Raw genomic sequence first — 11,991 nt, forward strand, 5'->3', positions numbered from 1 at the left:
AAGATCAAAAGCAAGCAACCTAAATTTTAAAAACGTAAGTTTTAAATTAGGAGCAGTCTAAGCTTTTAAAAAAGATGAATTATGAAATTGATTCATCTATAGATTAATTTTCAAAACACATGAAAGAGCTAGATAATGCGTAAGCCCGTAATCAAGTAATGCATATAAACAACCAAGCACCTCCAGTACGATAGACGTAACAATTTAAAGGAGGTGCTTTTATTATGTCCACTAAAAAACTAACAATTGTCTCTGTGACACTAGATTACATCACTGACAAGTCTTCTTTTATTAATTCATCGCAATTTTACTCTGAGCCAAGTTGTGTCATTAAAACAGCTAGCGTTGAAAGTTCCTTGTTCAACGGCGTAGATGAGTACATCATCCAAACGATTATGAAGGAGCTGAGCAATCGATGAAGCATGATTTTACGAGCGTGGAAAACATCTATATCATTTGGCAAGACCGATATGCGAGCTTTCGTCCATCATTTTTTTGAGTGCGTTTTTTTCGGTTTACATTTGTATACCTCCATTGTCGTTGGGGAGTACTTTCAACTATTTAGAATACAGGTTCTTTGTATTATTTTTTATGTCAAAAACAGACTTTGGTGTTGAGCCACAATTTTGTTATAGTGATTTTTTCGTAGTGCGTTCTTTTACATAATTTGCTTAATGGGTGTCGAATTTCGCTGTTTTCATATAATTTGGTATGAACTCTCCGTTATCTTAATAATCCATTGTGGCAATTATTTTGAAATGTTCTATACCTGGTCAATATAAATAGGCATTGAAATCAGTAGCATAACCCACCCATTGTTCATAAAATGTTTAGGAGGTGTATATGAACGATTGGTGGATTCACCTTTTACCCAGTTGTTTTAGCTCATTATTAATTTGTTTCTACTTTCATGAGTAAAGCACATCTTGTTAATTTAATTTCAGGAGGTGGCAAGAATGAATGATTTCCATAATGAACTCCAGATGTTGAATGTTGGGGATTTCAAAATGAGTGAGGCAGTTCCTATGAACCCAACCGCATCTTATTCAAATCCCGTTGCGCAGCTCGATATTATCGGTGGCATCGGTCGTTGTTTTAGCTGCTTTAGTTGCTTTAGCTGCTTTAATTGTTTTAATTGTTTTCGTTGCTCTAATTGCTCTAATTGTTTCCGTTGCTCTAATTGTTCTAATTGTTTCCGTTGCTCTAATTGTTTTCGCTGTGGTGGCCGTTGACACGCTTAATATTTCTAGATTTCTAACAAAAACCGTGATTGCCAAGGTCCCTGCATTTGTTGCAGGGACTTTTCTCTATAAGGTTAAACATATGAAACAAGTTACGGTGCATAGGATGTAATGTTAGTCATAATATCGACGATGGTTAAGGAGGAGCGGAATGCCAGATTTGACCCCTATGATGCGTCTGAAAGTGAAAAGGGACACATTTTTTCTCCCCGATTCAAATAGTGGTGTGTATTTTCGAAATAATAAAAGTTCTTTTCGTGTGGAAGGAAATGGGATCGTTCAGTGGATTGAAAAACTGATACCGATGTTCAACGGGAAGTACACGTTAGGGGATTTGACAGATGGATTGTCTGGTCCATATCGGGATCGTGTCTATGAGATTGCGGAAGTTCTGTACCGAAATGAGTATGTTCGGGATGTGAGCCAAGATATTCCTCATCAATTGACGGATCAGGTTCTTAATAAGTATGCCTCTCAAATTGAGTTTTTGGACAGTTTCGGTGATTCGAGTGCGTACCGATTTCAAACCTATCGTCAGGCAAAAGTATTGGCAGTTGGCGCGGGTCCTTTTTTTGTTTCGTTGGTTTCTTCATTACTTGAATCCGGATTGCCCAAGTTCCATATTCTAATCACGGACTCGGTGTCGACCAATAGACGGAGGTTGATGGAACTTGTGGCACATACCCGTAAAACAGACACCGAGGTAGCAGTAGAAGAGGTTAGCCTGCAAAAGGAAGGGAAACGTTCTTGGCGGGAGATTGTTCAACCGTTTGATTCGATATTGTATGTGTCTCAGGAGGGCGATATTGAGGAACTCCGAGATCTTCATAAGGTTTGTAGGGAAGAAAAGAAGGTGTTTCTCCCTGCTATATGCCAACAGAGGGTAGGCCTTGCGGGTCCGCTAGTGCATCCAGACTCTAAGAGGTGTTGGGAGTCTGCGTGGAGGCGCATGCACCGAGCTGTACTTTCCAAAGAGCAACAGTTCAACGCTTTCTCTGCAACAGCAGGGGCAATGTTAGCCAATGTAATCACATTTGAATTGTTTAAAGAGATTACAGGAGTGACCGAATCTGAACAGAGGAACCTATTCTATCTGCTTGATCTAGACACTTTGGAAGGAAATTGGCACTCGTTTTTGCCTCATCCGTTGGTGGATGGACATGTGTCTAGCGAATGGGTAACAGATTTGGATGTGCGTCTTGAACGAAGCTTAAGCAAAGATGATATGAATAGATTATTACTTTACTTCAGCCATTTGACATCGGAAGTATCAGGGGTTTTTCATATTTGGGAGGAAGGAGATCTAAAGCAGCTGCCTTTAGTTCAATGCCGTGTTCAGGCGGTTGATATATTGTCGAAAGGACCCGCTGAGCTTTTACCAGACATTGTTTGTACAGGTCTGACGCATGAGGAAGCACGGAGGAAAGCGGGACTGGCTGGGATAGAATCGTATGTGTCACGAGCGGTTGAACTACTCGTTGCGACCCTACCTTCATATCAGGAAAAAGGGGAGAATGCGGTAGAAATAAAGGAATTCATCGGAGTTGGAGCGGGGGAAACGGCTGCGGAAGGTATTTGTCGGGGATTGCAAAGGTGTTTGGACAAAGAGCTAAGCTTGCAGCTAATAAATAAAAAAAATCATGTTGCTCGGTTGCAATTGGATACGGTAGAAGATGAACGCTGCCGGTTTTATTTGGAGGCACAGGCCACAATGCATGGCTCACTGACGATCGGATTAGGAGAGGAAGTGAACGGTTTCCCTGTCATTTGGGTCGGAACGAATGACGGCTGGTATAGTGGTGTAGATTTGAATATTACATTAGCGTTGCGAAAAGCGTTACAACAGGCGCTTATGAAGGTACAATGCCCTACGGCTTCCGACCTGGTGCAAGCGCAGGAAGTTTCGTCCGTTATACTGGAAGAAAAGGTGCCACTAAGCCTTGTTATTTCCGCTTGTGATGAGAAGAGACAGTCCGAGATTTTGCAGTCCGCTATACAAATCCTAGAACGGAATCACAAACGGCTTTTAGTGTTTGATCTAGCATTTGAACCATTTTTGAAAGAGGGACTCGCAGGGGTGTTTGGCGTGTTGTTGCAAGAGGAGGGAGGATTCCAGTGAGTGCTGTCGTGATGGTCGTTGGAGAAGGATTATTGGCTGATCGTGTGTGTGTGAATCTATCAACTCAATACGAAGTAATACGCCGCTACGATTTCGAGGCGGGAGTACCAGAAACGACTAATCTGGTTCTGGTATTGCACGATACCTTGAATCCTTCCATTCATAAAAAGTCGGAAGAGGTATTGCGACCAACAGGGATACCTTGGCTGCGAGGCTTTGTTTCATATGGAGAAGGGGTGATTGGGCCACTAGTACGTCCGGAAATACCAGGCTGCTCCCAGTGTGCAGACAAGCGACGTCTCATGGCTGGACGAGATCGTAAAGAGATGTGGGAGATGGAACAGAGACTTAAGGCTCACAGTGGAATTTCGTGTGATGCTTGGGCATCGCGTACGGGACTATTGCAAATGGCGCACCTTCTCGAGGCGGAGGTACAGAGCATATTAGATGGAGATCAGGCTTATTCGGAAGGTCGTTTATGTTTAATTAATCTGAAATCGCTAAAGAGTTCATGGCATCCGTTTCTTCCTGACCCGTTATGTCCGGTTTGTAGTCGCTTACCCAATGATTCACCAGCCGCGGCCCGAATTACATTGCAATCTAGTCTGAAGATCAGTACTGATAGCTATCGCTGTCGTTCTATGGATGACCTGAAAAATTTTCTAAGCAAGGATTATCTAAATGAGCGGACTGGTTTATTAAATGGTAAAATGTATAACCTCATGCTGCCATTTGCCGATGTAAGTGTTAATCTGCCGTTGTTAACGGGAGACGAGGGTGTGGCAGGTCGAACTCATTCATACAAGGTTAGTGAGTCCACGGCTATTTTGGAGGGGTTGGAGCGGTATTGTGGTCTGTCTCCAAGTGGAAAACGAACAGTGGTTCATGACAGCTTCCGCAATCTGGAAGACCGAGCGCTTAATCCTCTCAAGGTAGGTGTGCATTCAAAGGAACAGTATGCGCTGCCTAATTTTCCGTTCAAACCGTTCGAACCTGAGCGCTCCATCGATTGGGTTTGGGGTTATTCGTTTTTGCAAGAGTGTCCTATTCTAATTCCAGAGTTGCTTGCTTATTACAGCTTGGGCCTCGATGAGGGATTTGTCTATGAAACTTCCAATGGATGTGCAGTAGGCGGTAGTATAGAGGAGGCCATTTTCTACGGTATTATGGAAGTTGTAGAGCGTGATTCGTTCCTGATGACCTGGTACGCAGAGCTGGCACTCCCACGTCTTGACCCTTATTCTACTAAAGATCAAGAATTAAAGTTGATGATTGACCGTGTGCGGGCGGTTGGTGGATATGATCTCTATTTTTATAACTCGACGATGGAGAACGGAATTCCAAGTGTTTTGGTGCTGGCGAAAAACAGGAAAAAAATAGGGTTGAATATCATCTGTGCGGCCGGTGCTCATCTGGATCCAATACGAGCGGCGAAAAGCGCGATTCATGAGTTGGCTGGCATGATGCTAATACTTGATGAGAATTTACAAGCAAATCGGGAAGAGTATGTGCGAATGTTGAAAGACTCTTCCTTAGTACGGAAGATGGATGATCATGGGATGTTGTATGGGTTGCCGGAAGCGCAAGAACGCATACAGTTTTTATTGGATGATAATCGGCCATTGCGAACGTTTGACGAGGAATTTAAATGGGGAGCGGTGCATGCAGACCTTACGGATGATCTGCGGGATATTCTCCAGGTGTTTAGGGGATTGAATCTCGATGTGATAGTGGTGGACCAAACGACACCGGAAATCAAACAAAACGGACTGTTTTGCGTTAAAGTACTGATTCCGGGGATGCTGCCAATGACATTCGGTCAACATCTTACTCGAATAACAGGGCTTGAGAGGGTGCTCCGGGTGCCAATGGAACTCGGATATAAGGATCAACTGCTAACACTTGGACAGCTCAATCCATATCCGCATCCGTTCCCATAACCAGTGAGGAGGTAGGAGGATGAATCTTGAGGCATTTCTGAACAATCTCCATTTTGATATTGACAAGGTAAGCCCGTCAAACTGGGAAGTGGATTGGGATGATGCACCACTTACGTATAAGCTCTATCGTGACTTACCTGTGATTCCGCTTTCTTTAGAAGTACCGTTGACGCTTAAAAGTCTGAAAGCAACTGTAAAGCCTGACCTAAGTAGAATCGGTCATTTTCTCTGGTATGTATTTGGTTTAACTCAATTTAGCGAGTCTGTGATGAACGTGGATTTCAGCGATCAAGCTATAGATCTAATGCAGTCTAAACGACGGTTTGTTCCTTCTGGTGGGGCGCTGTATCCAAACGAATTGTACGTTTATTTGAAGATAGAGAATTTGCCTGCCGGTGTTTACCATTATGATGTAGCACATCATCGCTTAGTGTTGCTGCGAGAAGGAAATTTCGATTCATATATATCCCGGGCACTTGGTAAGCGCTGTGACATATCCGATTGTTTTGGTACTGTTTTTGTATCGACAATGTTTTGGAAAAATTTTTTTAAATACAATAACTTTGCCTACCGTCTTCAAGGGTTGGATGCTGGTGTGCTGATTGGACAATTACTGGAAGTAGCGAAATCTTTTGGCTTCGCAACTGGGGTATACTTTCAATTCCTTGACCGGGCCATCAACCACCTAATTGGGCTTTCCGAACAAGAGGAGAGTGTGTATGCGGTGATTTCCCTATCGGCGGAATCAACAAGCTGCTTCAACAGAAGTAACATAGATGAGGATGACTCTGCCACTGAATTATGCCAAGAGTTGACAGCAATTCAGTCTACTCATTACGTCCAATCACAAAGGGTTAAAGAGTTTCCGATATTAACCAAGATGAATGAAGCGTCTATGTTGGAATCAACGAGATCGTTTCGGCAGATCAAGGAGGAGCAAATAAATTGTGAGGGTCAAACGGTGATTCTTCCTTATGTGAAGCAATTGTCGTATGATTTGGCGTCGGTCTGTCGAAAGCGATTTTCACCGGACAAAGATTTCGTTTTGGGAAAGGTAAGTCAACTGCAGCTTGCCACACTGTTTAAGGGCGCGATGGATTCCTTCTCGTATCAAAATGATTTGGATAGAGTTCAAGTGAAACAGAAGTCCCGTGTCTCACTTTACGGATGTTTGTATAATGTTCAGGGCATTCCGAATGGTGCATATCACTATGACAGCTCTGCCCATGCGTTACGTCGAGTACAGCTCGGAGATCAGCGATTACGGTTACAGCACGGAATGTCCGGAGGTAATGTGGATATGTTCCAAGTGCCGCTTTGTCTACATGTGGCAGGGGACAAAAATCATTTCATAACGGAAATGGGATACAGAGGATATCGCATCCAACAAATGGAAGCTGGTATGCTGGCGCAAAGATTACTGCTAGTCGCGTCAGCTCTCGGATTCGGAGGGCACCCACTCCTCGGGTTTGATGCGAACATATGTGATGAGATTTACAAGATGAGTCCACAAGGAAAAACCAGCCTTATCCAAATCCCGACAGGTCCGTATCGACACCGTCCTTGGTTAAGTGGAAGTCTGCATAGTTAAGTATGTGGTAATGCCTCAATTATCTTTTAGGAGTTGAGGCCATCTTTATTCAGAGAACTCAAACTTCTATTTTTGTTGATCATATAAGCAGGAAATACATTATTTTGGAATCATTAAATTGAATTAAATGAAGAGAAGTTAAAAGCCCTAGCTGAAGCAATTTGGGCGTTTTTTATTGTTTGTTTTTAAACTTTATTTTGGAGTCAGTTCCATAATCGATAAGAGGATTTTTTATCTTTCTAATGTGACGGTGGTATTCCTATTCCTGAATCAGTAGTATTTACACCATAAACCTCTATGTTCATTTGGCATGGCGTCCATTCGAGTGAAACGATGCGATTTGTCGATTGAGGGAAGGGGATTTGGGAGAGGTATATAAAATGTTTACAGGCGTGTTGCTTCATCGCATGAAGGGGCTAGTGAAGCATGCAGTCTAAATTTCCGATATGAATCAACTGCCAGCAGATGCAAACACGCAGCAGGATTGTGTAGGTTATTGGACTGTTGAATAGTTTAAACATGAACGTAATTGAATAAAGAGGGCAACATTCAGTTCAACCTGAGATTCATATCAAAAAGAGCGACTCAATTTAATATTGTTTGAGTCGCTCTCCTTTTAACGAATTACCACAGTCACCATTAACATAAAGTATAAACTGCTTACAAATAAGCAACTTAGTAGAAATGAAACAAGTATTGAAGCCTTTTTGAAAACAGAAAATACGAGTAATCCTATACATAAAATAGATAGGAAAAAGAAAGATACTGTGTTTAAGTTCACAACAAAACCAATTGTATTACTAGAATTAATGAAGTCAGCGTGAAATAGTCGGAATAAAGGTGACACTGCATCATTCGTTAAATAATGGCCATGAGGTGGGGATTGTTGTGAAAAAATAGCTGTAATTGTGAAGATCGTCAATAAAATAAAACCTTCGACACGAACCCAAGGAACTGGATTGAATAAAGCATCTTTAGATAGTTTATATTTAACAATTAAACCATTCACCAATGCATAAAAAACAAGGGGTAGTAGGAATAAATGTTTTAAGAATAATCCTTGTCCATACGAAACCATCCACGAATCGATGTATCCATCAACCATTACTTCCATCAGAAACAGTCCACTAAGAGCCGTGGCAATTAAACAGCCAAATGCGACCATCGAAAACCAGCTTAAAAATTCGAGCCAATTTTTTTGATTAGTCGAACACCAAGCTATTATTAGTAAAATACCAACCCAAACACTTACAGCTGCTAAATGAAGAAAGTCGCTGATAATACCCATGATTGGATCAATTGCGCCCGCATGGCTTGACCAAGCAATTGTTAAAATTAATAAAAATGTAAGGAATGCTCCTAAATAAGCGAAGACGCCCTTTTCAGGAAACCTCGTCAAAGAAATAAGTAAAACTAACACAATCGAGGCAAGTAGGGTAAAGTCCCATGCATTCCCAACTGTGTAGGTTGTTAGAACGATTTTAGATGATTCAAGAAAACCTAAGCGTGGAGCAATATATAAAATACTCTCAAGTACAGGTAAAAAGGATAAAATCGGTATAGCAATCGCGCTCATAAGTAACAAGCGTTTTGAAATTTTTATGTCAGGACGATGTTTGCTGGGGATCAGTAGAAGAATAAAACTTCCAACTAAGATCGAAAAAAATAAATATAAAAGCGCCTGACTAATAATTACTACTATTCCCATGAATTATTTCTTTCTTCTAGTAAGGAAGAAGAAACCACCTGCTACAAGGATAACTAAAACTACAATTAAAATTATTGTCGTTGAAGATGATTCTTTTTCTCCTTCATCTGCTGAAGCTGATTCTGCTGATTCTTCAACAGCATTCGTTGTTTCTAACGGTTCTTTTTCTACAGTTTTAGAAGCTGGATCATTAACTGTAAATGAAAAATTACCTTCCAATGGATGACCATCTTTACTAATAATACTCCAATTAACTTTATATTCGTCATTTGGTAGTGGCTCAGCAACAGTTCCTGTTAATGTACCCTCACCAATAATAGTTTCTTTTAGTTCAATAACTTGACCTGATACCGTTGTTACATCAATAAAGCTACCTTGTTCAATTTGACCGTCAAAATTTAGAATAATCTCATTTAAAGGTTCTGTTATAACGTCACCATCTGCCGGTTTTGATCCTCCAAAGTGTGAGTGAGCAAATGCACTAGTTGAAAGAGACATTACTAGTAAGACCGTTACTGCTGCGGTAAAAATATGTTTCAAAATAAACCCTCCTAAACTTTCCTCTATATGGATAATGAATGTTACTCTTCAATTATCACTAATCATTTTATCAAAAAAATGTGAAGTTTATATGAAATTATCCTTATGAAAAAGAAATTTATTAATTATTTGCCTACTATATTTAAAATAATCAAAAAAATTCACTATCAATAGGGAAATAAAACTGGGAATTATATTTTGGTCGTTCAATTGAATAGCACTTTAATGAAGATGAAGTTAAAAATGCCCAATTTCCCTTTGATCTAGGGGGGATTATGATTTATCCACATTAAAGCCGACACTGAAAACGTTAGGATCAACAGTAGAACAAATTGAAGCTATCTTTATTGAAAATCCTGCATTAAAATAGCGGAAAAATATCAAAATTAAGAGAAATACGCGAAAAAAATGAAACCATTACATGCTATTTATCGTAATGAATAGTAAAAGCTAATTAATCAAAGGATGATAAGTACTTGTTACATTATAAAATATATAGCCAACAACACAAAGAGTGGGTAGTTTTAGTACATGGGGCTGGTGGTAGCTCAACAATTTGGTACAGGCAAATACGAGTATATCGTAAGCATTTTAATGTGTTGGTAGTCGATCTACGAGGTCATGGTGATTGTATGATTATGAATAGTCCGACTAAATATACACTTGAGTTAGTGAGTCAGGATATTCTAAACGTGCTAGATTCACTAAAGATTGAAAAGGCCCATTTTATAGGGATTTCATTAGGAACGATGTTAATTCGCCAATTAGCTGAAACGAATCCGGAACGTTTCCACTCGATGTTGCTAGCAGGCGCTGTGATACGTATTACACCTAGACTGCATTTTTTACTTGGTACAGCTACTACGTTAAAAAAAATGATTCCGTTTATGTGGTTATATAAATTATTCGCGTGGATTTTAATGCCAAGAAAAAGCCATGAATCCTCACGCCATTTATTTATTCAAGAGGCAAAAAAAATTAAGCAAAGAGAATTTTTACGTTGGTTAACATTAACAGGTGGTATCGCAAAATATTTAGTGAAAATTAATGAAAATGACACAAAGATTCCGTCACTATATATTATGGGAGACGAGGATTATGTATTTTTAGAACCTGTTAAGCGATTAGTGAAAAAACAACCATCAAGTAATTTAGTGATTTTAAAGGACAGCGGTCATGTATGTAATGTAGATCAAGCTGAGAAATTTAATGAAGTGTCTTTACAATTTCTATGTAGCGCATTGAAATAATACGGATCAAATAGTAACAAGAGTAACGAATGGGACGCATTTGCTGTTAGGGGAAAATTTTGTGCGGGGGATGCGGAATATATTTTTAGATGCCTTGTATTACCTGGGAAATTGCCAGTTACGTAGTTTGAATTACTCGCGTCAAAAGCAGGTGTACAAGTATATGGGGGCGAGTGGGTGTAATTGCGCTTTAATGCTTATCGGGTGTACAACTAAAAAATCAACAGGAGGTGGATGGTGGTATTAACCACCAAAAGTTGTATGAGAAAAGTGATTGAACCATTTATAAATAATAAAATTGTAGAAGAAGTTTATGACGGTGATACGATTTATTTTTACGGAGCCGATGAAATATTGCTTGCAGAGCTATATTTAGAGGAGCAAAAGATAAATTCAATCACCTTTTATCACCAGGAACTAAACCGAGAGTGTGTTACTCGGGAGCAATTACTCGCAATCATTAAACATGTGCAGCAAGTTTTTCATAAGGAAGATTATGTGCTGTATCATATTTTAGATGGTGACGATTATTATGTAGAGCTAACCTTACAGGAGCCTCGTTTTCAGCTGCCGATTCATTCAACAGGGATGAAGTTGCACATTACGAAGGAAGGGCAGCTGGAGGAAATTTTCTTTTTACAAGATGAAGTAGAAATTACATACCCAGAAAAAATCATCTCAAAGGAGCAAGCACGTCAGCTGTTACTTGGGCAACCATTAATGAAAAAGAGTATTATTCCAGATAATGATTGGCAATATGGCTATGCGCCAAATCATGAAATTGCAGGCGTTGAAGTAAATGGTAGGGTGCGGTTCATGCGCGATCTACCTGAAATGAAAGATGCCTGTTTTAAAGAATTACCAGCAGTGGAGCCGGTAGCTGATATACAGTCGTTTTTATTAGGGGGACGAGCTTGTGGGCTTAATCGATATGAAAGTGATGATAGAACGACTTGGGAAATCGATGATGAGCATTTTGATCAAAAAATCGAAGGAAATCCATTTGACCGTGCCTGTATCGCTTTAAAAACGATTGTTGACGACGAATATATCCATTACTATTTGGAATCGATACCGAATCTTTATGCGGCACTTGGTATGGAAGATTTAGATGAAGAAATCACGTCGTACCGCTTTGTTTATGTAGTAGAGGATAGTTCCTTCGATTTTTTAGCTATATCCATTTCGGTCCATCAAGCAACGAATCAAATTTGCTCGGTCATGCTTCCCCATATTCCGTATGAACAATTGAAACGAGCGCCACAGCCGAAAATTTCATTAGAGGAAGCCAATAAACTGGCAAAAGAGTTAGTTGATGTGGAGTTGACGCTAGAGCGTGAAGGATTTGGTTCGAACCGCTATCAATTAATTTATTTAATCGATTACCCAACCTCCCCAACACAAGGGCATATTCATTACATTGATGGTGAAACTGGGGAAGTGCATTTTGTGGAGACAGGTTTTTAATTCACTTGTTTTAATGATGCCAATTCTAGTTATTACCTTATTAATTGTGAAATGAGAAAGATATTTCAAAACAGCTCTCAAAATAAGAAATGAGGTTGTCCAATACGTCACTTTAGGCAGAATAACGTCCTTTCT

Annotated in this window: 9 protein-coding genes; 7 read left to right on the forward strand and 2 right to left on the reverse strand. The window is 40.0% G+C overall.

Annotated elements, in window-relative coordinates:
* The first annotated feature begins 224 nt into the window (after nt 1-224).
* The 5 genes from ACIQZG_RS22695 (at nt 225) to ACIQZG_RS22715 (ending at nt 6,891) form a co-directional block, all read left to right on the forward strand.
* Nucleotides 225-419: a hypothetical protein gene (locus ACIQZG_RS22695; protein ID WP_402758140.1), complete on the forward strand. Its 195-nt coding sequence runs from the start codon at nt 225-227 to the stop codon at nt 417-419.
* Between the two features lie 588 nt (nt 420-1,007).
* A complete protein-coding gene (locus tag ACIQZG_RS22700) occupies nt 1,008-1,232 on the forward strand; it encodes a hypothetical protein (protein ID WP_402758184.1) in 225 nt (74 codons plus the stop codon).
* 160 nt (nt 1,233-1,392) lie between these two features.
* Nucleotides 1,393-3,360, forward strand: coding sequence for a putative thiazole-containing bacteriocin maturation protein (locus ACIQZG_RS22705; RefSeq protein WP_402758142.1), 1,968 nt, complete (start codon nt 1,393-1,395; stop codon nt 3,358-3,360).
* Nucleotides 3,357-5,300 (forward strand): TOMM precursor leader peptide-binding protein, encoded by a 1,944-nt coding sequence (locus ACIQZG_RS22710; protein WP_402758144.1) that lies wholly within the window; start codon nt 3,357-3,359, stop codon nt 5,298-5,300. Before ACIQZG_RS22705 ends, ACIQZG_RS22710 begins: the two co-directional genes overlap by 4 nt.
* A gap of 19 nt (nt 5,301-5,319) precedes the next feature.
* A complete protein-coding gene (locus ACIQZG_RS22715; RefSeq protein ID WP_402758146.1) occupies nt 5,320-6,891 on the forward strand; it encodes a SagB family peptide dehydrogenase in 1,572 nt (523 codons plus the stop codon).
* Between the two features lie 616 nt (nt 6,892-7,507).
* Here ACIQZG_RS22715 and ACIQZG_RS22720 read toward each other — a convergent pair.
* Together ACIQZG_RS22720 and ACIQZG_RS22725 are read right to left on the reverse strand one after the other, a co-directional pair.
* Complete coding sequence (locus tag ACIQZG_RS22720; protein ID WP_402758148.1) at nt 7,508-8,599, reverse strand: copper resistance D family protein; 1,092 nt, start codon at nt 8,597-8,599, stop codon at nt 7,508-7,510.
* A gap of 3 nt (nt 8,600-8,602) precedes the next feature.
* A complete protein-coding gene (locus tag ACIQZG_RS22725; RefSeq protein WP_402758150.1) occupies nt 8,603-9,139 on the reverse strand; it encodes a copper resistance CopC family protein in 537 nt (178 codons plus the stop codon).
* A 476-nt stretch (nt 9,140-9,615) separates the two neighbouring features.
* Here ACIQZG_RS22725 and ACIQZG_RS22730 point away from each other — a divergent pair, with 476 nt between their 5' ends.
* On the forward strand, nt 9,616-10,389 hold the full coding sequence (locus ACIQZG_RS22730; RefSeq protein ID WP_402758152.1) for an alpha/beta fold hydrolase: 774 nt from the start codon (nt 9,616-9,618) through the stop codon (nt 10,387-10,389).
* A 261-nt stretch (nt 10,390-10,650) separates the two neighbouring features.
* Entirely contained in the window at nt 10,651-11,856 is a 1,206-nt protein-coding gene (locus ACIQZG_RS22735) for a hypothetical protein (RefSeq protein WP_402758154.1), read from the forward strand.
* Nucleotides 11,857-11,991: the final 135 nt, after the last annotated feature.

The sequence above is a fragment of the Lysinibacillus sp. NPDC096418 genome, assembly GCF_044762775.1.
Taxonomy (GTDB): Bacteria; Bacillota; Bacilli; order Bacillales_A; family Planococcaceae; genus Lysinibacillus.

What these genes read in the sequence shown, in the direction of transcription:
- ACIQZG_RS22695 (WP_402758140.1), top strand. Translation starts at nt 225, where the DNA reads ATGTCCACTAAAAAACTAACAATTGTCTCTGTGACACTAGATTACATC.
- ACIQZG_RS22700 (WP_402758184.1), top strand. Translation starts at nt 1,008, where the DNA reads ATGAGTGAGGCAGTTCCTATGAACCCAACCGCATCTTATTCAAATCCC.
- ACIQZG_RS22705 (WP_402758142.1), top strand. Translation starts at nt 1,393, where the DNA reads ATGCCAGATTTGACCCCTATGATGCGTCTGAAAGTGAAAAGGGACACA.
- ACIQZG_RS22715 (WP_402758146.1), top strand. Translation starts at nt 5,320, where the DNA reads ATGAATCTTGAGGCATTTCTGAACAATCTCCATTTTGATATTGACAAG.
- ACIQZG_RS22720 (WP_402758148.1), bottom strand. Translation starts at nt 8,599, where the DNA reads ATGGGAATAGTAGTAATTATTAGTCAGGCGCTTTTATATTTATTTTTT.
- ACIQZG_RS22735 (WP_402758154.1), top strand. Translation starts at nt 10,651, where the DNA reads ATGAGAAAAGTGATTGAACCATTTATAAATAATAAAATTGTAGAAGAA.